The 23,532-nt window shown below is 70.4% G+C and carries 20 protein-coding genes and 3 pseudogenes; 9 read left to right on the top strand and 14 right to left on the bottom strand.

The features are described 5' to 3' along the window. Positions 1-46 precede the first annotated feature (46 nt). The 3 genes from MHY49_RS19310 to MHY49_RS06900 form a co-directional block, all read right to left on the bottom strand. Positions 47-382 (bottom strand): hypothetical protein, encoded by a 336-nt coding sequence (locus tag MHY49_RS19310; protein ID WP_370646026.1) that lies wholly within the window; start codon positions 380-382, stop codon positions 47-49. A gap of 53 nt (positions 383-435) precedes the next feature. Beyond that, complete coding sequence (locus MHY49_RS06905; protein WP_239203312.1) at positions 436-2,712, bottom strand: cation-translocating P-type ATPase; 2,277 nt, start codon at positions 2,710-2,712, stop codon at positions 436-438. A 146-nt stretch (positions 2,713-2,858) separates the two neighbouring features. Further along, the gene (locus tag MHY49_RS06900) at positions 2,859-3,068 is read right to left on the bottom strand and encodes a heavy-metal-associated domain-containing protein (protein WP_239203311.1); all 210 of its coding nucleotides are present in this window, start codon (positions 3,066-3,068) and stop codon (positions 2,859-2,861) included. A 152-nt stretch (positions 3,069-3,220) separates the two neighbouring features. Between MHY49_RS06900 and MHY49_RS06895 the strand changes: the two genes are divergently transcribed. The 3 genes from MHY49_RS06895 (at position 3,221) to MHY49_RS06885 (ending at position 6,363) form a co-directional block, all read left to right on the top strand. After that, on the top strand, positions 3,221-3,661 hold the full coding sequence (locus tag MHY49_RS06895) for a hypothetical protein (RefSeq protein WP_239203310.1): 441 nt from the start codon (positions 3,221-3,223) through the stop codon (positions 3,659-3,661). Between the two features lie 202 nt (positions 3,662-3,863). Continuing rightward, positions 3,864-5,390 carry a multicopper oxidase family protein gene (locus tag MHY49_RS06890; protein WP_239203309.1) on the top strand — a complete coding sequence of 509 codons (1,527 nt, stop codon included), beginning with the start codon at positions 3,864-3,866 and terminating at the stop codon, positions 5,388-5,390. Positions 5,391-5,445: 55 nt separating this feature from the next. After that, the gene (locus MHY49_RS06885; protein WP_239203308.1) at positions 5,446-6,363 is read left to right on the top strand and encodes an alpha/beta fold hydrolase; all 918 of its coding nucleotides are present in this window, start codon (positions 5,446-5,448) and stop codon (positions 6,361-6,363) included. Positions 6,364-7,119: 756 nt separating this feature from the next. Here the strand turns inward: MHY49_RS06885 and MHY49_RS06880 are convergent. After that, positions 7,120-8,685: an MFS transporter gene (locus tag MHY49_RS06880; RefSeq protein ID WP_239203306.1), complete on the bottom strand. Its 1,566-nt coding sequence runs from the start codon at positions 8,683-8,685 to the stop codon at positions 7,120-7,122. 165 nt (positions 8,686-8,850) lie between these two features. Here MHY49_RS06880 and MHY49_RS06875 point away from each other — a divergent pair, with 165 nt between their 5' ends. Next, positions 8,851-9,495 (top strand): TetR/AcrR family transcriptional regulator, encoded by a 645-nt coding sequence (locus tag MHY49_RS06875; RefSeq protein ID WP_239203305.1) that lies wholly within the window; start codon positions 8,851-8,853, stop codon positions 9,493-9,495. A 98-nt stretch (positions 9,496-9,593) separates the two neighbouring features. Here the strand turns inward: MHY49_RS06875 and MHY49_RS06870 are convergent, their stop codons facing one another. Beyond that, positions 9,594-10,772 (bottom strand): FAD-dependent monooxygenase, encoded by a 1,179-nt coding sequence (locus tag MHY49_RS06870; RefSeq protein ID WP_239203304.1) that lies wholly within the window; start codon positions 10,770-10,772, stop codon positions 9,594-9,596. Positions 10,773-10,896: 124 nt separating this feature from the next. On the opposite strand from MHY49_RS06870, the gene MHY49_RS06865 reads away from it, so the two are divergent. Next, complete coding sequence (locus MHY49_RS06865; RefSeq protein ID WP_239203303.1) at positions 10,897-11,556, top strand: TetR/AcrR family transcriptional regulator; 660 nt, start codon at positions 10,897-10,899, stop codon at positions 11,554-11,556. Between the two features lie 459 nt (positions 11,557-12,015). Then, positions 12,016-12,135 (top strand): annotated as a pseudogene (locus MHY49_RS06860) (zinc finger domain-containing protein); the annotation flags it as partial. A gap of 69 nt (positions 12,136-12,204) precedes the next feature. Here the strand turns inward: MHY49_RS06860 and MHY49_RS06855 are convergent. The 3 genes from MHY49_RS06855 to MHY49_RS06845 all read right to left on the bottom strand — a co-directional run bounded on the left by MHY49_RS06855 (position 12,205) and on the right by MHY49_RS06845 (position 14,248). Next, a complete protein-coding gene (locus MHY49_RS06855; RefSeq protein ID WP_239203301.1) occupies positions 12,205-13,140 on the bottom strand; it encodes an Abi family protein in 936 nt (311 codons plus the stop codon). Between the two features lie 245 nt (positions 13,141-13,385). Next, positions 13,386-13,880 carry a GNAT family N-acetyltransferase gene (locus MHY49_RS06850; RefSeq protein ID WP_239203300.1) on the bottom strand — a complete coding sequence of 165 codons (495 nt, stop codon included), beginning with the start codon at positions 13,878-13,880 and terminating at the stop codon, positions 13,386-13,388. A 23-nt stretch (positions 13,881-13,903) separates the two neighbouring features. Next, positions 13,904-14,248, bottom strand: a complete 345-nt coding sequence (locus MHY49_RS06845) for a metalloregulator ArsR/SmtB family transcription factor (RefSeq protein WP_239203299.1) — start codon at positions 14,246-14,248, stop codon at positions 13,904-13,906. Between the two features lie 86 nt (positions 14,249-14,334). Between MHY49_RS06845 and MHY49_RS06840 the strand changes: the two genes are divergently transcribed. From MHY49_RS06840 to MHY49_RS06830, 3 genes are read left to right on the top strand one after another with little or no spacing between them, the layout of a single operon-like run. Further along, positions 14,335-15,651, top strand: a complete 1,317-nt coding sequence (locus MHY49_RS06840; RefSeq protein ID WP_210416619.1) for an NAD(P)-binding domain-containing protein — start codon at positions 14,335-14,337, stop codon at positions 15,649-15,651. Then, on the top strand, positions 15,648-16,712 hold the full coding sequence (locus tag MHY49_RS06835) for an NAD(P)/FAD-dependent oxidoreductase (RefSeq protein WP_239203297.1): 1,065 nt from the start codon (positions 15,648-15,650) through the stop codon (positions 16,710-16,712). Before MHY49_RS06840 ends, MHY49_RS06835 begins: the two co-directional genes overlap by 4 nt. Positions 16,713-16,758: 46 nt before the next feature. Continuing rightward, on the top strand, positions 16,759-17,934 hold the full coding sequence (locus MHY49_RS06830) for an MFS transporter (protein WP_239203296.1): 1,176 nt from the start codon (positions 16,759-16,761) through the stop codon (positions 17,932-17,934). A gap of 7 nt (positions 17,935-17,941) precedes the next feature. Here MHY49_RS06830 and MHY49_RS06825 read toward each other — a convergent pair. The 6 genes and pseudogenes from MHY49_RS06825 to MHY49_RS06800 form a co-directional block, all read right to left on the bottom strand. Then, positions 17,942-18,340: pseudogene (locus MHY49_RS06825) on the bottom strand (low molecular weight phosphatase family protein); the annotation flags it as partial. Between the two features lie 51 nt (positions 18,341-18,391). Next, positions 18,392-18,805 (bottom strand): annotated as a pseudogene (locus MHY49_RS06820) (arsenate reductase ArsC); the annotation flags it as partial. Between the two features lie 16 nt (positions 18,806-18,821). Next, positions 18,822-19,823 (bottom strand): metalloregulator ArsR/SmtB family transcription factor, encoded by a 1,002-nt coding sequence (locus MHY49_RS06815; RefSeq protein ID WP_239203328.1) that lies wholly within the window; start codon positions 19,821-19,823, stop codon positions 18,822-18,824. After that, positions 19,820-20,914 (bottom strand): ACR3 family arsenite efflux transporter, encoded by a 1,095-nt coding sequence (arsB, locus tag MHY49_RS06810; protein WP_239203295.1) that lies wholly within the window; start codon positions 20,912-20,914, stop codon positions 19,820-19,822. Before arsB ends, MHY49_RS06815 begins: the two co-directional genes overlap by 4 nt. 67 nt (positions 20,915-20,981) lie before the next feature. After that, the gene (locus MHY49_RS06805) at positions 20,982-22,895 is read right to left on the bottom strand and encodes a cation-translocating P-type ATPase (RefSeq protein ID WP_239203327.1); all 1,914 of its coding nucleotides are present in this window, start codon (positions 22,893-22,895) and stop codon (positions 20,982-20,984) included. Beyond that, entirely contained in the window at positions 22,892-23,260 is a 369-nt protein-coding gene (locus MHY49_RS06800; protein ID WP_239203294.1) for a helix-turn-helix transcriptional regulator, read from the bottom strand. The genes MHY49_RS06805 and MHY49_RS06800 overlap by 4 nt, the downstream gene beginning before the upstream one ends. Between the last annotated feature and the right edge of the window lie 272 nt (positions 23,261-23,532).

Below are 23,532 nucleotides of genomic sequence, written 5' to 3'. Positions count from 1 at the left end.
GGAGGACGGGGACCGCAGCGATGATGCCGCGGTCCGCGTCGGAGGGTCAGGCCGTGGTGGCGGCGTACTTGGCCGCGTCGGCGTCGAAGGCCGGTCCGCAGCCGGCGCAGCAGAACCAGTAGCGCGTGCCGTCGTAGTCGCGGAAGAGGCCCTGTGCCTGGGCCGCCTTCTTGCTGACCGGGTTGCCGACCATGACGGGGCAGGTGGCGGTGTCCTCGCCGCCGGAGAGCAGGTCTTCGCGGCCGTCCGGCTCGGCCGCGGGTCGCTCTGCGCCTGTCGTGCTGCAGCAGCCGGACCCGGCGCTGACAGGTGCCTCGGGGGCGGATGCCTCAGATGCGGGGGAGGTGCAGCAGCTGGTGGGTGCCTGGTGTGCGTTGCTCATTCTCGGTGGGTGCCTTTCGTGTATCGGTGCGGGAGATGGGTGGTCCTGCGGCGTCACTGCTTGGCGACACTGCGGAACCCGCGCAGGCGGAGGCTGTTGCCGACGACGAAGACGGATGAGAACGCCATCGCCGCGCCGGCGAGCATCGGGTTGAGCATGCCCAGCGCGGCGACCGGGATGGCCGCGACGTTGTAGGCGAAGGCCCAGAACAGGTTGGTCCTGATCGTGCCGAGGGTCTTGCGGGAGAGCCGGATCGCGTCGACCGCGCTGCGGAGGTCGCCGCGGACGAGGGTGATATCGGAGGCCTCGATGGCGACGTCGGTGCCGGTGCCCATCGCCAGGCCCAGGTCGGCCTGGGCCAGCGCCGGGGCGTCGTTGACGCCGTCGCCGACCATCGCGACGACCTTGCCCTGGTCCTGGAGGCGGGTGACGACGTCGACCTTGTCCTTGGGCAGGACCTCGGCGATGACCTTCTCGATGCCGACCTCGGCGGCGATCCGCTTCGCGACGGCCTCGTTGTCGCCGGTGAGCAGCACCGGGGTGAGACCCAGGCCCTTCAGCCCGGCGATGGCTTCCGCGCTGGTGGGCTTGACAGCGTCGGCCACGACGAGGACACCGCGGGCCTGGCCGTCCCAGCCGACGGCGACGACGGTCTTGCCCTCGTCCTCGGCTGCGACCTTGGCGACGGCGACGTCGGGGGAGAGGTGCTGGGACCAGTCGGCGAGCAGGGACTCCCGGCCGACGAGGACGGCGTGGCCGTCGACGACGCCCTGGACGCCCTTGCCCTCGATATTGGCGAAGTCCTCCGGCGTCGGCAGCCGGCCGACCTCGTGGACCGCGCCCTTGGCGATGGCCTGGGCGATCGGGTGCTCGGAGGCGTCCTCCAGCGCGCCGGCCAGGCGGAGCAGCTCGGCTCGGTCGGTGCCGGGCTCGACGATCGCGTCGATCAGGGTCATCTTGCCGGTGGTGACGGTGCCGGTCTTGTCCAGCACCACGGTGTCGACCTTGCGGGTGGACTCCAGGACCTCGGGGCCCTTGATGAGCACGCCCATCTGCGCGCCGCGGCCGGTGCCGACCAGCAGGGCGGTGGGGGTGGCCAGGCCGAGGGCGCAGGGGCAGGCGATGACGAGGACGGCGACCGCGGCGGTGAAGGCGGCGGAGACGCCGGCACCGGAGATCAGCCACGCGGCCAGGGCGATGAGCGCGATGGCGATGACGATCGGGACGAACACGCCCGAGATCCGGTCGGCCAGGCGCTGGACGGCGGCCTTGCCGGACTGGGCGTCCTCGACCAGCTGGGCCATCTGTGCCAGCTGGGTGTCCGAGCCGACCCGGGTCGCCCGCACGACCAGCCGTCCGCCGGCGTTGACGGTGGCCCCGGTGACCGGGTCGCCCTCGCCGACCTCGACGGGCACGGACTCTCCGGTGAGCATGGAGGCGTCCACGGCCGAGGTGCCGGAGACGACCGCGCCGTCGGTGGCGATCTTCTCGCCGGGGCGGACGACGAACTCGTCGCCGACCTGGAGGTCTTCGATCGGGATCTTCACCTCGGTCCCGTCGCGCAGCACCGAGACCTCCTTCGCGCCGAGCTCGAGCAGGGCGCGCAGCGCCGCGCCGGCCTGGCGCTTGGACCGCTTCTCGAAGTAGCGGCCGGCGAGGATGAACATCGTCACCCCGGCGGCGGCCTCGAGGTAGATGTTGCCCGCGCCGTCGGAGCGGGCCAGGGCGAGCTCGAACGGGTGCTTCATGCCCGGCATACCGGCGTGGCCGAGGAACAGCGCGTAGAGCGACCACAGGAACGCCGCCGAGGTGCCCATCGAGACGAGCGTGTCCATCGTCGCGGTGCCGTGCTTGAGGTTGGTCCACGCCGCCTTGTGGAACGGCCAGCCCGCCCAGACGATCACCGGCGCGGCCAGGGTCAGCGAGGCCCACTGCCAGTAGGTGAACTGCAGGGCCGGGACCATGGCCATCGCGATCACCGGGACGGTGAGCACGATCGACCCGATCAGCCTCTGCTTGAGCGAGGTCAGCTCAGGATCGGCGGCCTCGCCCTCCCTCTCGCCCGGGGCCGCCTCAGCGGTCGTGGAGCTCGGAGGCTTGGGCAGTGCCGCGGTGTAGCCGGTCTTCTCGACCTCGGCGACCAGCAGCGCCGGGTCGTAGCCGTCGGGCACGGTGACCTTGGCCTTTTCGGTGGCGTAGTTCACCGTGGCAGTGATGCCGTCGAGCTTGTTGAGCTTGCGCTCGATCCGGTTCGCGCACGAGGCGCAGGTCATCCCGCCGATCTCGAGCTCGATGCCGGCGTCCGCACTGAGCGGCGCTGGTGCAGTCATCCTCTTTCCCTTCTCTTCTTCCTCCGGGGCTCAGCGGCGTCCGGTCCGTGCGCCGGGGCGGTCATGCGCCATGCGTTCAGTGGTAGGCGCTCAGCCCCCGTCGCCCTCGGGGTTGGCGGGGAGCGTGAGCCGCGCTGGCCGGGTCGTCAGGCGCGCACGGCCGTGTAGCCGGCCTCCTCGACGGCGGCCAGGACCTTCGCGTCGTCGATCTCGCCGGAGCCGGAGACGACGAGCTTGCCGGTCTGCGCGCTGACCCGGACGTCCTCGACGCCGGGGACCTCGCTGACCTCTTCGCGGACCGACATCTCGCAGTGCCCGCAGGTCATGCCCGTCACCTGGTACTCGTTCGCAGCCATCGGATATCCTCCTCATCGTGGGTACCCCTGGCGGGTACCCGTACGGGAGCAACCGTATACCCCCGCTGGGTATTCCCGCAAGGCGGTCCCGGGGTCGGCTCCGGACGACCCGCGGCATCGGAGGGATACGCCACCGGGGTATGCTCTGGACTGTGGAGACCGCGACCGACGAACCCCGCCGCAGCCGGCACCGGCTGCAGCTCTTCGTCCTCGCGGCCCTGCTGATCGCGGGCCTCCTCGGCATGCACGCGCTGGTCGGAGGGTCCGCCGCGGTGACCGCCTCGACGGCGGCGTCGGGTCACGTGTCCTCGGCGTCGCACGGCATGGTCGGCGCGGCGATCGCCCCTCCCGCGCCGACCGCGTCCGGATCGCACGGCATGGTGCACGGCTCCGGTGGCTGCGCGGACGCCATGAGCGGCGGTGGCGGCTCCGTCTGCGCCTCGGTGCCGACCGGCAAGAGCGTCCCGGCCCTGCCGGGCCCGCCGGTCGTAAGCCTGCCCGAACTCGTCCCCGCAGCCGCTCCGACGCCGCCGTCCCAGACCCCTCGCCGGTTCGCGCTGACCCACCTGGAGCTGTCGATCCATCGAACGTGAGCAGCGGTGCGCGCCGACGCGGCGCTCACCGCCCTTCGCGGCGGGGCCTGACCCTGCCGCACCCGCCACGACATCGCGTCAATGACGCCGGCCCACCCCGGGGGTCTGTGAGCCCAGCGCGCCCGATCCCCCAGTGATCGCCGAGCCCGCCGGCCCAAGCCGTGGCACCGCTCACCAACGACCACGAAGGACCTCAGCACCCATGAATCCGAACCTGAACCGCCGGCAGTTCCTGACCGCCGGCGCACTGACGCTCGCCGCCGCCGGCCTCGCCGGCTGCAGCACCACCTCCACCAGCAAGGCGACCACCAACAAGGCGACCTCGTTCGTCAAACCCGGCAGCGCCGCGGTCACCGCGGCCGAGGCGAAGCGCCGCCGCACCGGGGCAGTCGTGCAGCGCGCGCTGACCGCCGAGCCCGTCACGCTCGACCTCGGCGGGAAGGCCGCCAAGACCTGGGCCTACCGGGGGGCGTCCGCGACCGAGCCGCTGCGCGGCAACGTCGGCGACACCCTGAAGGTCGCCCTCACCAACGGCCTCCCCGACCCGACCACCGTGCACTGGCACGGTCTCGCGCTGCGCAACGACATGGACGGCGTGCCGAACCTCACCCAGGAGCCCGTCCAGCCCGGCGGGTCGTTCGCCTACGAGTTCACCCTCCCCGAGCCGGGCACGTTCTGGTTCCACCCCCACGTCGGCACCCAGCTCGACCGCGGCCTGTACGCACCGCTGATCATCGACGACCCGAACGAGAAGGCCGACTACGACAAGGAATGGGTCATCGTCCTGGACGACTGGCTCGACGGCGTCACCGCGACACCGGACGAGGTCCTCAAGGAGCTGAGCCAGGGGATGATGGACCACGGCGGCATGGACATGGGGCCGATGCGGATGGGCAACACCCTGATGGGCGCGACCTCGCCGCTGCTCGGCGGCGACGCCGGCGACGTCTACTACCCTCTCTACCTGATCAACGGCACTCCCGCTAACGACCCGCAGACCTTCAGTGCCAAGCCCGGGGAGCGGATCAGGCTGAGGATCATCAATGCCGGCGGCGACACCGCCTTCCGCTTCGGCGTCGCCGAGCACCCGCTGACGATCACCCACACCGACGGCTTCCCGGTCGAACCTCACGAGGCCGAGAGCGTCGTGCTCGGCATGGGGGAGCGCTACGACGCGGTCATCACCGTCGGCGACGGCGCGTTCGCGGTCGTCGCCGAGGCCGTGGGGAAGCAGGACCAGGCCCTCGCCGTCCTGCGCACCGGATCCGGCCCCGCACCGTCGAAGCAAGCGAAGCTTCCGCAGACGAAGAGTCCGGCCACAGCGGCCGACCTCAGGGCAGCGAGCGCGGTCGCTCTTCCCGAGCGCGACGTCGACCGGACGGTCGCCCTTGAGCTGACCGGGGGCATGGAGAAGTACGACTGGGCGATCAACGGCAAGCGCATGGACATGGACCAGCCGATGCGCGACGCCCTCGGCATCGCCGACGGGGAGCGGGTCGCCCTCGAGTTCAAGAACTCGACCACGATGTGGCACCCGATGCACCTGCACGGGCACACCTACCAGCTCCCCGGCGGCGGGCCACGCAAGGACACTGCGATCGTCCTTCCCAACAAGACGCTGCGCGTCGAGTTCGACGCCGACAACCCCGGGCGGTGGCTCACGCACTGCCACAACGTCTACCACGGGGAGGCCGGGATGATGGCGGTGATCGCCTACCAGGAGAACTGAGGCATCGGGGCCGCGCACCTCTTCGGGTGCGCGGCCCTTCAGCTACCATTCGCGAATGGAGTACGACATCCAGCGAACCAATAGCGTGCCTAAAAGCGGGCTGAGTTTTGTCGAGTACGGTGCTCGGGACGGGTGGCCGGTCCTGTTCTGCCATGGCCTGCCCGGCTCTCATGTCGAAGCCCGTGCGTTCGATTCCGCCGGTCACACCCTGGGCGTGCGGGTGATTGCGCCCGATAGGCCCGGGTATGGCAACTCGCCGTTCACGAAGGGCCGTCGGCTTGCTGATTGGCCGGCCGCCGTCACGAACTTGGCCGACCGGCTGGGCCTGGAACAGTTCGGAATCCTGGGAGTGTCAGGCGGGGGCCCGTACGCGCTCTGTTGTGCACACGAGTTGTCCGAGCGGGTCACCAACGTTGTTGTCGTCAGCGGGATCGCACCGCTTCCGAAGACCGGTGCTCTGGAGGGGCTGACCGACGGTCAGCTCCCCCAACGACGAGGACTCCTCCAGCTGCGCAAAGTCCCTTTCCTGGCCGGTGTCGTGGGCTGGCGGATGGCCCGTCAGTCGCGTCGGCCCGGCGGGGGCCTAGCCGCTCTACGTGATGGCATGTCCGGCGTCGACCAGGATCGCATCGACTCCAGCCCTGACCTCGCAGCAGCGATCGATGCCGATGCGCGTGCCGCGTTTCGGCAGGGTGGGAGGGGTTTTGCCTGGGATCTTCGGATCCTGTTCACCCGACCATGGGGTTTTTCGCTGGGCAGCGTGACAGTCCCGGTGCAAGTCTGGCACGGCGCGGATGACAACAATGTTCCCGGCAGCGACGCTCATCAGCTAGCCGCCAGTCTCCCACATTGCCAAGCCACGTTTGTCCCCAACGAAGGACACCTGCTATTCATCGACCGAGCCGAATCTATTCTGCGCGAGTTTGTACCACGCTCCGGCCGCGACGGTGAGCCAACTCGAACCGCCGACTAACGGCTGGCCGAACACCAACCCTACGAGTACCGGCAACAGTCCGCGGTATCACTGCAACGAACTGATCGCTGCCCTCCTGACAGCGATGGTGCAAGTGCCATGCTCCATCGAACCGGAAGCCACTCGGACCATCGGCGGTCATCATTATTGATCGAAGCAGACCATCGTGCCGGCCTTCGGTGATCCAGTGCCCGAACGCGACGGTAGCTGTCGGCGGCCTGGTCAGCTCATCCGCATTCAGCACCTCCGTGCTGAACCAACGAGGTTCGGCCTCAGTGCACTCGGCCGGCTCTGGTATCGAACATGCCCCTGGTGGTCGATGAGCGGAACGACCCGAGTGGTGCTGCTGTCCACCGAGCGAGAGGATGATTTGCACGGGCATCACTCTGTCCAGCTGATCCATCTCCGCGGCATGCACAGTCGTCACCGCCCCTGCGCGGCGTGCGCCGCAGCCGTACGGCCAGGCGAACTTGGAGCCTCATTCGCGCCGACCTGGCGTCGGCGCGGTCTGCGAGAGGCGCGCGGATGCGCTCGACACGGCGCATCGGAGCAGGCAGCCCAGCACGCGCCTCGCGGTCGGTGACCGTCTGAGGGCGTCGATGGTGGCTCTGAACCTGGTCATCGTGACTCCTTCGGCGGGGTTCGGCGGGCTCGTCGCGGGACGGATCAGCCGTCCTCTCGCTGTACCTATTGCGGCTGTCGGCGTTCGTGTCCGGCGGACCCATCCGCCCGCCGGGCACGACGCGTCGGGATGCATCACGACTCCCGAGCGGCCTCCTTCTCGGCCTCGTCGTGGGCCCGCCCGGTGTGGCGGATGTGGCGCAGTCCGACGGCGGCGATGATCGCGGCGACGGCGGCGATGGCCGCGGAGGCGGCCCCGGCGGCGTTCAGTCCGCTGGTGAACGCCTGCTGGGCCGCGGTCGTCAAGGCGTCGCCGATCGTCTCGGGCAGCTGCCCGCCGGCGGCGAGCGCCCCGTCGATGCCGGTCTCGGCCGCGGCCGCAGCTTCCGGTGGCAGCCCATCGGGCAGGGAGCCGCTGATCTGGCTGCGGTAGGCGGCGATCCCGATGCTGCCGATGACCGCGACGCCGAGGGAGATGCCCAGGTCGTTGACGGTCGTCGCGAGCCCGGAGGCACCGCCGGCCTTCTCCGGTGGGACCGAGCTCACCACCAGGTCCGTGGTCAGCGCCATGGATGGCGCGACCCCGGGGTAGGCGACGACGAAGCTCGCGATCACCAGCGCGAGACCGGTGCCGGCGTCGAACTGGGTGAACAGGATGTAGCCGACGACCTGGGTGAGCAGGCCGACCGCGATCACGTTGCCGGGTCGGAACCTGCGGGCGAGCATGGGCGAGAGGGTCGAGACGACGATGAGGACCGCCGCGGCGGGCAGGATCGACAGCCCGGCCTGCATGGGCGAGAGCCCCTGGACCTGCTGCAGGTACTGGGTGAACAGGGAGTACACCCCGCCCAGCGCCGCGGCCGACAGGAGGAACACCGCGAGTGCTCCGCTGACGGTGCGGTTGGCGAACAGGCGCACGTCCAGCAAGGGCTGGGCCGCGCGCAGCTGCCGGACCACGAACCACAGCCCGACCAGGGCCCCGGCGATCAGCAGGCCGATCGACGGCCCGGCCGGCTCCTGGGTGGCGAAGCGCTTGACGCCGTAGATGATGGCCAGCAGCGAAGCCACCAGGAGCAGTGCGCTGAACAGATCGATCCTCGCGGTCGGATCCTTGTGCTCAGGAAGCAGCAGCGGCGCGCCGACGGCCACCAGTGCCATCACCGGCACCGCGACCAGGAAGGTCGCCTGCCAGCCGAAGACCTCCAGCAGCAGGCCGGACAGCAGCGGTCCGAGGGCGACGCCGGCGGAGATCCCGCCTGCCCAGACGCCGATCGCGACGCCTCGTGCCTTCGGATCGGCGAAGAGCACGAAGATCAGTCCCAGGGTGGACGGGAGCATCATGGCCCCGCCCAGGCCGAGGACGGCGCGCCAGGTGATCATCAGCTCGGGGCTGGTCGTCAACGCCGCGGCGATGGACACGATCCCGAACAAGACCGCGCCGATCATCATGAGCAGCCGCTTGCCGATCCTGTCGCCCAGGACGCCCATCGCGACGAGGAACCCGGCCATGACGAATCCGTAGATGTCGAGGATCCACAGCAGCTGCGTGCTCGTCGGGTTCAGGTCGGCGGCCATGCTCGGCGCGGCCAGGAACAGGATCGTCAGCATCATGAACAGCAGCGTCGACGGGATCACCAGGACCGCCAGCCCCCACCACTGCTTCGCCCCGGTCCGGGGCGCAGATGCACGCGCCTCAGGCATCGCGCACCTCACTGTCTCGCGTCGTCGTCGTCATGGCTCCACAGGTCCTCTCGCTCTCGACGGAGTCGTCACGGGCCGGGAGGCCCTCACCGAAGTCAAGCATCGATGTACGACTTCTAACCGCTAGAGTATCTCGTATATTCCCGTACGAGTTAGAGGTGGGGCATGCCAAACGGCAAGAGCATGGCCGGCGCTGGAGAGCAGAAGCCGGTGCGCCGAGGAAAGACGGCCAACCAGCGGGCGGACGCCCAGCGCAACCGGGCGAGGATCCTCGCCGCGGCCCCTGATGCGTTCCGGAAGGACCCCGATGCCTCCGTCGCCGACATCGCCGCCGAGGCGGGCATCGGCCGGATGACCCTGTATGGGCACTTCAAGACGCGCGCCGAGCTCATCGAGGCCGCTCTCGTCGAGAGCATCGAGAAAGGCGACGAGGTGCTGGCCGACGTGCCGCTGGACGGCGATCCCGCCTCAGCGCTCCAGCGGCTGATCGCCTCCAGCTGGACCCTGGTCGACCGGTCCCGGGCACTGCTGGCGGCCGCGCAGAAGGAGCTGCCCGCGTCTCGCATCCGCGAGATGCACGAGAAGGCCGAGGCCCGGATGCGCGGCCTGCTGCTGCGCGGCCAGCGCGAGGGAGCGTTCCGGTCCGACCTGCCCCTGACCTGGCTGCTGACGACTGCTCACGTGGTGATGAACGGAGCCGCGGAGGAGGCCCGGGCCGGCCGCCTCGAGCCGGATGACGCGCCGTGGTTCATCCAGGCCGTCCTGCTCCCGGCCTTCGCACGGCCGCCGGGTGTCGAGACCGCTTCATGAGCGACCGCAGCCGGCGGCTGCCGCATCGGTCGTCGTCCCAGCCTGCCTCTCGGCCCGGCCGGAATGGCAGACCACCGGTCCGGCAGGTCACGCCTCATCTACGGCGCGGCCAGTCCGGCAGTAGGCGGGGTCCATCCGAAGGCACCGCCGACGGCTCGGTTCGCCAGGCCCGTGGGCAGGGCGCGGGTCAGTCGGTCGCGGAACCAGGCGGCGAGGGGGTGGCTGGTCTGGGCGACAGCGCCGATCCGCCCCGACATCGCGGCCATGCGTTGGGTGCGGGGGCGGCGCAGGGCGTCGTAGTCGTGAAGGCCGTCGTCGATGCCGCTGGTGTTGGTCATGGCGGCGAGCACCGCGGCGTCCTCGACGGCCAGGCATGCGCCCTGGCCGATGTCGGGGGTGACTGCGTGAGCGGCGTCGCCGAGCAGCGCGATCCGACCGTGGACGAAGCTGGGCAGGGGCGCGCGCAGGTAGTAGACATTCTGCCGCAGCAGCCTGGACTCGGCGGTCGCGGCGAGCAGCCGGGGGATGGGGTCGTGCCAGTCGTGGAATCGGTCGGCGAGCAGGTCGAGCCGGTGCGGCGGCGCGTCGAACTCGTCGAGGTTCTCGCAGGCGAACCAGTAGATGCCGCTGTCGATGGCGGCGATGCCGAATCGGGTGCCGCGACGACTCCAGGTCTCTGACAGGACCGGCTGGATCTGCGGAGTCGGGGCGTCGACGTGGCCACGCCACACGGTGTAGCCGGCGTAGGTCGGTCCTGGGTGTTCAGGGAACAGTGCCGCGCGCAGGCGGCTCTGGACCCCGTCGGCGACGATCACCATGTCGGCCGTCGCCGTGATCGACTCCTCGGACTCGGTGGCGAAGGTCGCCGACGCCGAGTCGATACCGGTAGCGATCGCTGTTGCCCTGTGCCCGGTGTGCAGGGCCTGGGCATCGAGCTGGTTCAGCAGGATGTCGTGCAGTGTGGCTCGATGGAGTGCGTAGAAGGGTGCTCCGTAGCGGCGGAGAATGTCGTCTCCGGAGAGTCGAAGCAGGTGGCGGCCCGACTGGTCACTGATCGCCATGCCCGCTTGTCGACGTCCCCGGCTGCGGATCTGGTGGCCCAATCCCAGTGCGTCGAGGGCCTTGACGGCGTTCGGGGCGATCCCGATGCCGGCTCCGACCGGGGCGATCGCCGGGGTCTGTTCGTAGACGTCGACCCGCCAGCCGGTGCGCTGCAGCGCGTGGGCAGCGGTCAGACCCCCGATTCCGGCTCCCACCACGATGGCCGCTCTCGTCATCCCAACCTCCGTCTCATTGCCGTTGCCGTCAGCGGGCCACGGCATTCAATCGATCGTTTGACGCGTGAGGCACCATTCCAGCACATCCTGCGCATGTCTTCAAACGATCGTTTAAGATGGTGCCATGGGAACGACCTCGGATCGACAGACCGCGGATCGCCTGATCACGGCGGCGCTGCGCATGTTCGGCGAACACGGCTACGACGGAGCAGGGGTGCGTGCGATCACCGAGGAGGCCGGGGCGAACATCGCGGCCGTCAAGTATCACTTCGGCAGCAAGCAGGGACTCTTCCGCGCCGTCATCGGCCTCGCCATGGAACGGATCAACACCCAGCGGGAACGGCGGCTCGACGAGATGTTCGCCGGAGGGCGACCGACCGCGGCAGAGCTCGTCGACGCCTTCGTCTCTGCCGCACTCGTCCTGGCAGAACGAGGGAGCATCTATGACGCCGACCTTGCGCGCTTCCTTGGCCGAGTCGTCTGCGATCCCGATCCCCGGCTGCGCCGAGCCTTCAGCTCCGAAGTCGCCTCCGTCGAAGGTCGATACCTGGACGAACTCGTCCGAGCGTTGCCCGGTCTTCGCAGATGTGACGTCGAGTTCCGCTTTCGATCCATGGTCGGGCTCCTCGCCCTGCACCAGATCGGGAGTCTCCGACAGCTCGCGCCCGGGCCGGTGGCCGCCACTGTCGAGCAGGATTCGGACGCGTTGCGGGTGCTAGCGCTACAGCTCTTCCAAGTGGGGCCGCAACGTGCAGGGAAGAAGTCGATGAGAGCGGGCGGGTGAGAGGTCGACAATTCGCCGGCCGGGCCATCCTGGCATCAGGTGCCGCCTCCACCGGGCAATGTGAGCGTTAAAAGCCTGGGCGGTGTGCCGTGCAAAGCCTCAAGATCATCCCCTTGGCAGGAAGAGAACCGACCGCCCGATCGCGCGAGAAGTCCGGTCTCAGAACACCGTCTTGCAGGGCGAGCGTCCAAGCCGGGCTACGGGTGGCGACTACGGGCAAGTGTTGAAGATCAGGAGCAGCGTCGATGCCCGAGGAGGAGTGCTCGATGTCGCCGCCGCGGGAAAAGCCTCTATTGAAGCGCCAGGGCCCCCGGTGACTCACATCAGTATCATGATCCTCAAGGCGTCCTGCCGTGCTGGATTAGGAGTGCGAGTAGAGTGCCGATTGAATCGCGAGTCGACTGGCGACTCGACTCACTTGTGAGTGAACGTCACAAACTTGTCGAGTCCGGACGCATGACATTGGATGTATATGGGCGGGAGGGTCGCCCGTGCAGGCGCTGCGGCACTCCGATCGTGCGCGAGCGCTTCATGAACCGCTCGAGCCACTTTTGCCCGGCCTGCCAGCGGAAACGCTAGCCGAACGCTCGCGTTCAACCCAACCACGAGTGGTAATCCGACCTCTGTCATGACGGATCGTCAGGCGGCTCAGTCGAGGTGTCGACGCCAGAACGGGTTGTCTGCCCAGTCGTCGGGGATGCCCATGCCACGCAGGTTCATCGCGGGGCGAGAGTCGACCAGTTCGTGAAGTCGCCGCGCCCAGCCGCTGCGCGGGGAGATCGGTTCCAGGACCGTCTGCAGGGAGACGAGGACGGGGTAGAGCCGCTTTCTGGATCGCTCGGGCAGCGCTTCGGTTCCTTCGAGCCAGGACACGGTGGGCGAGTTCGGGATCGCCGGGTAGACGCCGAGGCCGACGTTCCACAGTCGGCCGTGGTGGGCGCAGACGTTGCGAACGCGGACGTAGGTCTGCATCCAGGACTCGAGCAAGGGCGCTGTCAGGCCGATGCTCCGGGCGACGGCGGTCCGATCAGAGCGGCGCTTCAGATTCCGGTACCCGCTGGTGAGCTGTCCGACGGTGAGGGTCTCGACCATGAGCCAGGACGGCGGCAGCTCGGGTGAGCCGTAGGTGGTGAGGTAGTGCTCGAGCGCCGAGCGGTGGACCAGCGAGTCCTCCCCGGCGTCCGGGGTGCCGCGGAGCCGCTCGTCGCAGGTGTCCCTGACGATCTTCAGAAGTCCCGCATGCTTGCCGCGGTCGCGGAAGTGCGAGGCGTCCATGTACCAGTGCGGGTCGTCGTAGACCGTCGACATGTGATCGGTCAGCGCCGCGCGCACGGCGACCTCGACGCGCTCGAGAGCGTCGATGACCACCGAGCGCAGCGCCCGGTCGAAAACGTAGAGGTCTAGTACGTCGTCGAACGACGTCCCGTCGCGCAGGCGATGCTCGGGTCCGCCCTGTTGGAAGGGGATCGTGTAGGGGGAGAGGCGGTAGTAGCCGATGTGGCGCAGGTGCCGCAGCGCCCGCTCCCGGTTGACGATGACCAGTCCGCGGTCGGCGAGGCGGTCGACGAGCTCTTCCAGCTCCATTGGCGGCTTGTCGTAACTCAGTGTTCCGCGCGGGCGAGGCGGGCGGGGCGCGCGGCGCGGCTGGGGCATCGACGCTCCCTCCTCGATGCGGGCAGAGAAAATCCCCCAAGTGCGCATCGTGGAGAGGCGTGGGGGATGTAGTGCCCTCAGGCTAGCACGGACGGGCCGAGGCGTCGACCGTGCGCGTTTGTCGGCCGACGAGCACCACCACCTTGCGGCCCGGTGCGTAGCCGGAGTCGTGAGGTTCAAGAAGTCGTCGCGGGTGCGCGTCTCTCGATCATCACGGTGTCCCGCCACTGGCCGGCTAGCGGCCCGCACGGCATCAGCCCGATCCGCTCGCGGCGTCCGACGACCCTGAATCCCGCGCTCTGGTGAAGCCTCAGGCTGGCGGCGTTCTCGGGGAAGATCGAGGACTGGACGGTCCAGACGCCTGAGCGATCAGCGAGTTCGAGGAAGTTAGAGAGGAGCCGCGATCCGACTCCGCGACGGGCGGCATCAGGGGCGACGTAGACCGAGTGCTCGACCACGCCGCGGTAGACGGCGCGCATGGAGACGGGACCGGCGGCGGCCCAGCCGAGCACGCGGTCGTCGCCATCGACGGCGACGATCATGAGGTCCGGGCGCTTGCCGGCGGCGAACGCTTCCCAGTCTGGCGATGGCTCCGCTTCGAAGGTGGTGTGCCCGGTCGCGATGCCTGCGCGGTAGATGGCCTCGACGGCGGGCCAGTCGGCCGGCGTCATCGGCCTAGTGGCTGGCGGCTCCATCAGGCGATGAGTGCCCTGGCGGCGGCGGCGAGGGTGTCGATGGTGGGTCGGTAGTAGGCCCAGCGGCCGCGCTGCTCGCGGGCGACGAGCCCGGCCTCGACGAGCAGTTTCATGTGGTGGGAGACGGTGGGCTGGGAGAGGCCGACGGGCTCGGTGAGGTCGCATACGCACATCTCGCCGTCGCTGCTGCCGGCGATGAGGGACATGAGCTTGACCCGGGTGGGGTCGCCGAGGGCCTTGAACACCTTGGCCAGGTCGTGGGCGACGCTGTCGTCGATCGTCTCGCCGAGCACGCAGCAGGGCGCAACGTCGGCCGTGGCCTCGATGGCGGGAGAAGTGCTCATGCCTCCATTCTGCCTCACGTATTGACATCTGTCGATACGTGAGGCAGGCTCGACTCATCGAAAAACGTCAATACGTGGAGGTTGCAGTGAATCCCGTCATCGTCATCGGAGCCGGTCCGCAGGGCCTGGCCGCCGCCGCCCACCTGCTCGAGCGCGGACTGGAGCCGCTCGTCCTGGAATCGGGCGACACCCCGGCGTCGGCCGTCACGGAGTGGGGCCACGTGCGCCTCTTCTCGCCGTGGCCCGAGCTCACGGACCCCGCGGCCCGCCGACTGCTCGAGCCGACCGGCTGGAGCACGCCGGAGAAGGGCTACCCGACGGGCGCGCAGTGGGTCGAGGGCTACCTCGCGCCGCTCGCCGAGGCGCTGGGCGACCGCGTCCGGTACGGCTCGCGCGTGGTCGGCGTCGGCCGCAAGGGGCGCGATCTCTCGGTCGACGCCGGTCGAGCCGAGCAGCCCTTCGTGGTCCACGTCCGGCGCGCCGACGGGTGCGAGGAGCGGTTCGAGGCACGTGCGGTGATCGATGCCTCGGGCACCTGGCGGGCCCCGAGCCCGGCGGGCGCGGACGGGCTGCCTGCCTTGGGCGAGCTGGCCGCGGTCGAGGCCGGTCTACTCGGACACCGCACGCCGAGCCGCGAAGAGGCGGCAGCGCTGACGGGCAAGCACGTCGTGGTCGTCGGCAGCGGCCACTCGGCGGCGACCGCCATCGGCGACCTCGCGACGTTCGTGCGCCGTGTACCAGCCACCCGGGTGACCTGGGCGCTGCGCCGCGGCTCCGTCGGCAACGCCTTCGGCGGCGGAGTCGCCGACGAGCTGCCCGAGCGTGGAGCCCTGGGGCAGCGGGCGAAGAAGGCCGTCGAGGACGGCCTCGTCGACCTGGTCACCGGCTTCCGCACCGAAGAAGTCGTCGTCGAGGACGGCCGGGCGGTCCTGGTCGCCGAGGATGGCCGTCGGCTCGCTCCCGCGGACCGGGTGGTCGTCGCGACCGGGTTCCGCCCGGACCTGTCGTTCCTGTCCGAGGTGCGCCTGGACCTGGACGTGCGGCTGCAGGCCCCGGCGAAGCTCGCCGCCGAGGTCGACCCGAACGTCCACTCCTGCGGCTCGGTGCGCGCCACGGGCGCGGCCGACCTCGCCCACCCGGAGCCCGGCTTCTACATCGTCGGGGCGAAGTCCTACGGCCGCGCTCCGACGTTCCTGGCGATGACCGGGTACGAGCAGGTCCGCAGCGTGGTCGCCGAGCTCGCCGGTGACCACGAGGCCGCGTCGCGGGTCGAGCTGGAGCTGCCCGACACCGGTGTGTGCGGCGGGTCAGGGCTGTTCGACGCACCGGAAGAGGCGTCGTCGGGCGGCTGCTGCACGCCCGCGCCGCAGCTGATCCAGCTCGGCACGAGGACGGCGGGATGAGCCGCGGCCGCCTGATCGTCGTCGGCGGCGGCCAGTCCGGGCTCGCCGCTGCCCGTGCCGGGCGGGAGAAGGGCTGGGAGCCGGTGGTCCTTGAGGCCGGTCCGGAGCCGGTCGGGTCCTGGCCGCGCTACTACGACAGCCTGCGTCTGTTCTCCCCGCGCCGCTACAGCGCATTCCCGGGCCACCCGTTCCCCGGCGACCCCGACGGATACCCGGGCCGCGACGAGGTCGTCGACTACCTCCGCGGCTATGCCCGCAGTCTTGATGTCGAGATCCGAATCGGGGCTCGGGTCGTCGGCGTGGCCGCGGATGGTCCGTCGTTCGCGGTCGAGCTCGCCGACGGCTCCGGCCTGGTCGGGGATGCGCTGGTCGCTGCCTCGGGCTCGTTCGGCAACCCGCACGTGCCGACGATCCCCGGGCGAGAGGCCTTCGGCGGCCGGGTCCTGCACGTGGCCGATTACCGGTCCCCGGAGGAGTTCTCGGGCCGGCGGGTCGTGGTCGTCGGCGCGGGCAACTCCGCCGTCCAGGTCGCCCACGAGCTCGCCGACCACGCCAAGACGTCGCTGGCGGTCCGGGACCGGGTCCGGTTCGCGCCGCAGGTCATCGCCGGGAAGGATCTGCACTGGTGGCTGAAGGTCACCCGCGCCGACCTCCTGCCACCGTCTGTCCTCGCCCGGATCGTCACCGGCACCCCGGTGATCGGGACGGACAAGTACCGGAAGGCGCTGGAGGCGGGACGTCCCGACCAGCGGCCCATGTTCGCCGAGTTCACCTCCGACGGTGTCGTGTGGCCGGACGGCTCGCGGGAGCAGGGCGACGCGGTGGTCTTCGCGACCGGTTACCGGCCGCATCTGCCGTACCTGCGCTCCGTCGGCGTCCTCGACGAAGCCGGCATGCCGAGACATGACCGTGGGGTCGCGACCGGGCTGCCGGGTGTGGGTTTCCTCGGTCTGGAGTTCCAGCGCTCGTTCTCCTCCAACACGCTGCGCGGGGTCCACCGCGACGCCGACTACGTGGTCACGGCTCTCGCTCGGCAGCCGCGGGGTGCCGCCGTTGCCTGAGCCGGCGACACGCCCAGCGCTGGGGACGGTGCTGGTGGCGCTGTGCGTGACCGAGATCGTCTCCTGGGGCCTGCTCTACTACGCCTTCCCCGTCCTAGCCCCGCGGATCAGCGCCGACACCGGCTGGTCGCCGATCGTCGTCGCCTCGGCGTTCTCGGCCGCGCTGGTCGTCTCCGCGCTGGCCGGGGTGCCGGTCGGCCGGATCATCGACCAGCGCGGGCCGCGTCTGGTCATGACCGCCGGCTCGATCCTCGGCGTCCTCGCCCTCGTCGTGATCACCGTCTCGCCGGAACTGCCGGTCTTCGTCGGTGGCTGGGTGCTCGCCGGGGCCGCGATGGCCGGGGTGCTCTACCCGCCGGCTTTCGCCGCGATCACCGGCTGGTTCGCTCCTCGTCAGCTGGGTGCGCTGGCGACGCTCACCCTGGTCGCCGGACTGGCCAGCACGGTGTTCGCTCCGCTGACCGCGACCGTCGGCGCGCACGCGGGATGGCGGGCGACCTACCTGTGGGCGGCGGTAGTCCTCGCCGTCCTCACGGTCCCGGCGCATTGGTTCCTCCTGCGTCGGCCCTGGCCCGCGAAGCAGCGGCCCGAGGAACCCGCCGTCGACCGCGCCTACGCATCGGAGGTCCTGCGCAGCGCCCAGTTCCGGCTGCTCGCGGCCGGGCTGACCGCGGTGTCGCTGGCGATGTACGCAGGTCTGCTCGCCCTGGTCCCGCTCATGCTCGAGCGCGGTCTCGACGCCCAGACCGCGGCATGGGTGCTCGGCCTCGGCGGCATCGGGCAGGTCGCCGGCCGCCTCGTCTACACCGGTCTGGCGCGCCGCGTCCCGCTGACCGCGCGCACCGCGACGGTGTTCGTCCTGGTGTCGGCGAGCACGCTCGCCCTGGCCGTCGTGCCGGGTCCGGTCGGCCCGCTGGTCGCGGCGTCAATGACTGCCGGGATCGGGCGCGGGATCGCGACACTCCCGCCGGCGACCGCGATCACCGACCGCTGGGGCCCGCGCGCCTACGGCCACCTCTCCGGCGTCCTGGGCCTGCCGGTGCTGCTGGCCACCGCCCTCGCCCCGTTCGCCGGCGCGGTGCTGGCCGAGACGACCGGCGGCTACGCGCACGCGTTCCTCGTCCTCGCCGCCCTGGCGGCGGTCGGGACGGTGCTCATGATCGCCAGCGCACGCACCCAGGCTCCCCGCCGGGCGGCGGCCACGGCCGAGCGGACGGCGTGACCCGGGTTCAGGCCTTCGACGAGACGACCAGCTCTGAGAGGAGGCCGCGGGCCTTCTCGGCGAGTTCGTCGCGAATCAGCCGCATCCGCTCCTCGCCCTCGATCCCGCGGTCTGACGGCTCGTCGATGTTCCAGGTCTCGATGGTCCCGGCCATCCCCGGCGTGGGCTCGACGACGGCCTCGTCGCCGATGACGACGACGCGGTCCACGGTGCGCAGCAGGGCCGGGTCGATCGGCTTGGGGTGCTCGCCGGCCATGCTCGCCCCGACCTCCGCGACCGAGGCAACAGACTGCGCATTGAGCGACGACCCCGGGGCCGTGCCCGCGGAGTAGACCTCGACGGAGTCACCGGCGATCTGGCGCATGAGGGCGGCGGCCATCTGCGACTTCCCGCCGTTCTTCTTGCAGACGAACAGCACCGCCGGCACCTGCCCGCGTTCCTCCTGCTCGGCGGGCGCGAGCAGTTCGTCGACCAGCTTCTCGATGCGGGCGCGGATCTCGTCGCGGATCGGGCGGACGGCGTCGATGCCCTGGCCGGCGGGGTCGTCGAGGGTCCAGTCCTCGTAGCGTTTGCCGGGGTAGAAGGGGCAGGTGTCGCCGCATCCCATGGTGATCACGACGTCGGAGTCCTGCACCGCTTGGGTGGTGAGGATCTTGGGCTGCTCCGCGGCGATGTCGATGCCCATCTCGGCCATTGCTTCGACGGCGACGGGGTTGATCTGCTCTGCGGGCATCGAACCGGCGGAGCGGACCTCGATCCGGTCACCGGCGAGGTGACGGAGCCAGCCGGCGGCCATTTGGGAGCGGCCGGCGTTGTGGACACACACGAAGAGCACGGAGGGCTTCTGCGCGGAGGGGCTCTGTTCAGGCATGAGGGTCCTTGTTCCTTCAGTTGGTGAGGGCGGCGATGAGCGTGCGGACGCGGTGCTCGATGTCGTCGCGGATCGCTTCGACGCCTTCGGGCGAGGCCAGCGCTGGGTCGCCGACGGCCCAGTCCTCGTAGCGGACGCCGGGGATGATCGGGCACACGTCGCCGCAGCCCATCGTGATCACCACGTCGGCGGCGCGGACGGCGTCGTCGGTCAGGGGTTTCGGGAATGCGCTGCTCGCTTCTCGTTCGCCCTCGATCTCGGCGAGCAACGACCGCACATGCGGGTGCACGTCCACCGACGGCGTCGACCCCGCAGAACGCGCGATCACCTTGCCGTCGGCGAGCCGGTTGACGATCGCGGCAGCCAGCTGGGAGCGGCCCGCGTTGGCGACGCACACGAACAGCACCTGCGGCCGGCCTGCCTCCCGGTCCCGCGTCAGGTCGGCGAGGCGCTGCCGGGCGAAGCGCTCGGTGAGCGGGATCAGGTGCTGGGTCAGCTTGGCCGAGCGGGCAAGGCCCGCGTAGGACTCGCGCACGATCGCGATCACGAGGTCGCGGTCCAGGCCGGCCGTCTCGTCGGCCAGCTCCTCGCCGAGCCGGGTCACCCGGTCGTCCATGTCCGGCAGCGCCTGAGCGCGGGCCTCCGCATGCTCGGGGGCGTCGGCGATCGCGGCGGGGGCGAACGCGTCGAGCAGCGCGGAGACGGCGCGCCGCCTCGCCGGGGCAATCCGGTACCAGACCCAGGTGCCACGGCGCTCCGACAGCAACAGCCCGGTCTCCTTGAGCACCTTCAGATGATGGGAGACGGTGGGCTGGGACACGTCGGCGAGCTCGGCGAGGTCGCACACGCACGACTCGCCGCGGGGATCGGTCGCGATCGCCGAGAGCATCCTCAGCCGCAGCGGCTCCGCCAGCGCCTTCAACGCGCCGGCCACGGTCGTCGCAGCTTCCTGGCCGATCGCTTGCGTCGCGGACGGCGCGCAAGCCTCGGGACCGGTGACGGCTTCTGCGGTAGTCATGATGCCCTCAATTCGGCGTACGGGTCGGCGCGGAACCAGGCACGAGCCGCCCACAGCGAGACGTAGACGAGGCCCACGAGCACCGGCACCTCGATCAGAGGCCCGACGACACCGGCCAGAGCCTGACCGGACGCGGCACCGAACGTGCCGATCGCGACGGCGATGGCGAGCTCGAAGTTGTTACCCGCCGCAGTAAACGCCAGCGTCGCCGACCGGGCATATCCCAGACCGAGGCCCCGGCCGAGCAGCATCCCGGCCAGCCACATGATCGCGAAGTAGGCCAGCAGCGGCAGCGCGATCCTGGCGACGTCGAGCGGGTTGGAGGTGATCGCGTCGCCCTGCAACGCGAACAGCAGCACGATCGTGAACAGCAGCCCGTACAGCGCCCACGGCCCGATCCGGGGCAGGAACTTCTCCTCGTACCACTCCCGGCCCTGGCGCTTCTCGCCGATCCACCGGGAGGCGAAGCCGGCGACGATCGGGACGCCGAGGAAGACCAGGACGTTGAGCGCGATCTGACCCATGGACACGTCCAGACCCTGCGTGTCCAGGCCCAGCCAGCCGGGCAGCACGGTGAGGTAGAACCAGCCCAGCACCGAGAACATCACGACCTGGAACACCGAGTTGATCGCCACCAGCACCGCGGTGGCCTCACGGTCGCCGCAGGCCAGGTCGTTCCATATCACCACCATCGCGATGCACCGGGCCAGGCCGACGATGATCAGACCGGTCCGGTACTCGGGCAGGTCCGGCAGGAAGGCCCAGGCCAGGGCGAACATGATCGCAGGGCCAGCGAGCCAGTTCAGAACCAGGGAAGAGATGAGCAGCTTCTTGTCGCCGGTGACGGCGGCGACCCGGTCGTAGCGGACCTTCGCGAGCACCGGGTACATCATCACCAGCAGTCCCAGGGCGATCGGCACCGAGATGCCGCCGACCTCGAGCCGTGACAGCAGGCCGGACAGGCCAGGGACGAGCCGGCCGAGTAGCAGACCGGCAACCATCGCCAGGCCGATCCACGCGGGCAGCCACCTGTCGAGGGTCGAGAGCCGTCGGGTCGCTGGAAGTGCAGCGGTCGCCGCTTGATTAGACATGCCTCTATATTGACAGAACTCGATTCAGCATCGCAACCGCATGCCCCTCCATCGGGGCGGTCCCGCATCAGCCCGCCTGACGATTGCGGGCACGCGCGGCGCGCAGCCCGTTGGCGATGACGACGACCTCGGCGACCTCGTGGACGAGGACCACCGCTCCCAGGCCGAGCACGCCGGTGATGGCCAGCGGCAGCAGCACGGTGATGATCGCCAGGGACAGCACGATGTTCTGGTTCATGATCGCCCGGCCGCGGCGGGCGTGCCGCAGCGCCTGCGGGATCAGGCCGAGGTCGTGGCCGGTGAAGGCGACGTCGGCGGACTCGATCGCGGCGTCGGAGCCGGTCGCACCCATCGCGATGCCCACGGTCGCACCGGCCAGGGCGGGGGCGTCGTTGATGCCGTCTCCGATCATCGCCGTAGGCGCGGCCTCGGAGAGCCGGGCGACGATGCGGGCCTTGTCCTCGGGCTGCAGCTCGGCGTGCACATCGCCGATCCCGGCGATCTGCGCGATCGCGTGCGCGGTGCGGGCGTTGTCGCCGGTGAGCATGCTCACCTCGACGCCCTGGCCCCGCAGCGTGCGCACGACCTCGGGGACCTCGGGGCGCAGCTCGTCGCGGACGCCGATCGCCCCGGCCAGCTGGCCGTCGACGGCCACGAGCACGCAGGTCTGGCCCTCGGCCTCCAGGTCCTCGACCCGGGCCTTGAGCGGCCCCGCGTCGATCCAGCGGGGGCTGCCCACCGTCACCCGGCGGCCGTCCACCAGGCCGCCGATGCCGTGCCCGGCCTCCTCGGCGACGTCCTGCGCGGCGGGGGCTCCCTGGCCCGCGGCGGCGATGGCGGCGGCGAGAGGGTGCGTCGAGTGCTGCTCCACGGCCGCGGCCCAGCCGAGCACCTGGTCGTCGTCGAACCCGTCGGCGGCGACGACGGCGGTGACCTCGGGTCGGTTGCGGGTCAGGGTGCCGGTCTTGTCCACGGCGAGGTGGCGGATGCCGCCGAGGCGCTCGAAGGCGGCCCCGCTCTTGATGACGACGCCGAACTTCGTCGCCGCCCCGATCGCGGACACCACGGTGACGGGCACCGCGATCGCCAGCGCGCACGGGCTGGCCGCGACGAGGACGACCAGGGCGCGGGTGATCCAGGTCTCGGGGTCGCCGAGCAGCGAGCCGAGCACGCCGACCAGCACCGCGAGGACCATCACGCCGGGCACCAGCGGGCGGGCGATCCGGTCGGCGATGCGCGCACGCTCGCCCTTCTCGGCCTGGGCCTGCTCGACCAGCTCAACGATGGTGGTCAGCGAGTTGTCGGTGCCCGCGGCGGTCGCCTCGACCTCCAGCACACCGGCGGTGTTGATCGCGCCGGCCGAGACCGCGTCATCGGGCGCGACCTCGACCGGGATCGACTCGCCGGTGATCGCCGAGGTGTCCAGGCTGGAGCGACCGGACCGGACAGTCCCGTCGGTCGCGACCCGCTCGCCGGGGCGGACCAGCAGCACGTCGCCGACGGCGATCTCCTTGGCCGGGACGTCGACCGAGGCACCGTCGCGCAGTACGGTCGCGGTCTCCGGCACGAGCTTCAGCAGCGCGCGCAGGCCGCCGCGGGCGCGGTCCATCGCCTTGTCCTCCAGGGCCTCGGCGATCGAGTAGAGGAACGTCAGCGCGGCAGCCTCCTCGACGTAGCCGAGGATCACCGCCCCGACGGCGCTGATTGTCATCAGCAGCGCGATCCCGAGCTTCCGCCTGACGACCAGGTTCCGCAGAGCGCCGGGCACGAACGTGTACGCGCCCAGCAGCAGGCCCGCCCAGAACGCGACCAGCGCCGCGACGCGCAGCCCCGACCACTCCAGCACCAGGCCGGTGCCGAACGCGACGCCGGAGAGGATCGGCACCACCAGTCCCGGGTCGCGCCACCACGGGCGCTCGGACTCCTCGGCTTCCTCGGATGTGCCGGTGGTCGGCTCGTCGCAGCCGCAGGCGGCGCTCACGAGGCGTCCCCCGAGCCGGTCGCGGCGCAGCAGCCGGACACCGAGCAGTGCGGGTCGATGCACGGCGCGCTCTCGTCCACCGCGAGAGTCACGTCCACCAGCGCCGTCAGTGCCGCGGCCAGGTGCGGATCGGCGATCTCGTAGCGGGTCTGGCGGCCCTCGGGCTCGGCGACCACGATCCCGCAGTCACGCAGGCACGTCAGGTGGTTGGACACGTTCGAGCGCGTCAGCCCCAGCTCGCGCGACAGCACGGCGGGGTGGCTCGGGCCGTCGAGCAGGGACATCAGGATCCGGGAGCGCGTCGGGTCGGCCATGGCCCGGCCCAGCCGGTTCATGACGTCGAGGCGCGAAGCAATGGTCAGCATACACTGAACGATACAGTGGTTGCTGACCTATTGCGAGCTCTCCTCGTGACGGCGGCTGCGTCTCAAAAGCATCTGCTTTCGAGACCCAAGGAGGGACAAGTGCTGTAGTCACTCGTGTGCTGTCCGACCGCCCGCAGTGTGCCTGTTCAATGTCATGATGGTCGAGTGCTCATGTCCGATCGGGAGGAGCGCTGGTCCCTTGAAAATCGATCCGTGTCCCGCGCTAATGCGGCTGACCTGGGGAAACGGGCGTCCGAGGCTCTTCCCGTACA

It is taken from the genome of Brachybacterium sp. ACRRE (assembly GCF_022346485.1).
Taxonomy (GTDB): Bacteria; Actinomycetota; Actinomycetes; order Actinomycetales; family Dermabacteraceae; genus Brachybacterium; species Brachybacterium halotolerans.
This window is presented reverse-complemented; position numbering and strand designations above follow the sequence as displayed.

Bases quoted from the DNA above. Each gene is read 5' to 3' on its own strand.
- MHY49_RS19310 (WP_370646026.1), bottom strand. From the start codon at position 382: ATGAGCAACGCACACCAGGCACCCACCAGCTGCTGCACCTCCCCCGCA.
- MHY49_RS06905 (WP_239203312.1), bottom strand. From the start codon at position 2,712: ATGACTGCACCAGCGCCGCTCAGTGCGGACGCCGGCATCGAGCTCGAG.
- MHY49_RS06900 (WP_239203311.1), bottom strand. From the start codon at position 3,068: ATGGCTGCGAACGAGTACCAGGTGACGGGCATGACCTGCGGGCACTGC.
- MHY49_RS06890 (WP_239203309.1), top strand. From the start codon at position 3,864: ATGAATCCGAACCTGAACCGCCGGCAGTTCCTGACCGCCGGCGCACTG.
- MHY49_RS06885 (WP_239203308.1), top strand. From the start codon at position 5,446: ATGGAGTACGACATCCAGCGAACCAATAGCGTGCCTAAAAGCGGGCTG.
- MHY49_RS06880 (WP_239203306.1), bottom strand. From the start codon at position 8,685: ATGCCTGAGGCGCGTGCATCTGCGCCCCGGACCGGGGCGAAGCAGTGG.
- MHY49_RS06875 (WP_239203305.1), top strand. From the start codon at position 8,851: ATGCCAAACGGCAAGAGCATGGCCGGCGCTGGAGAGCAGAAGCCGGTG.
- MHY49_RS06870 (WP_239203304.1), bottom strand. From the start codon at position 10,772: ATGACGAGAGCGGCCATCGTGGTGGGAGCCGGAATCGGGGGTCTGACC.
- MHY49_RS06865 (WP_239203303.1), top strand. From the start codon at position 10,897: ATGGGAACGACCTCGGATCGACAGACCGCGGATCGCCTGATCACGGCG.
- MHY49_RS06855 (WP_239203301.1), bottom strand. From the start codon at position 13,140: ATGGAGCTGGAAGAGCTCGTCGACCGCCTCGCCGACCGCGGACTGGTC.
- MHY49_RS06850 (WP_239203300.1), bottom strand. From the start codon at position 13,880: ATGACGCCGGCCGACTGGCCCGCCGTCGAGGCCATCTACCGCGCAGGC.
- MHY49_RS06845 (WP_239203299.1), bottom strand. From the start codon at position 14,248: ATGAGCACTTCTCCCGCCATCGAGGCCACGGCCGACGTTGCGCCCTGC.
- MHY49_RS06835 (WP_239203297.1), top strand. From the start codon at position 15,648: ATGAGCCGCGGCCGCCTGATCGTCGTCGGCGGCGGCCAGTCCGGGCTC.
- MHY49_RS06815 (WP_239203328.1), bottom strand. From the start codon at position 19,823: ATGACTACCGCAGAAGCCGTCACCGGTCCCGAGGCTTGCGCGCCGTCC.
- arsB (WP_239203295.1), bottom strand. From the start codon at position 20,914: ATGTCTAATCAAGCGGCGACCGCTGCACTTCCAGCGACCCGACGGCTC.
- MHY49_RS06800 (WP_239203294.1), bottom strand. From the start codon at position 23,260: ATGCTGACCATTGCTTCGCGCCTCGACGTCATGAACCGGCTGGGCCGG.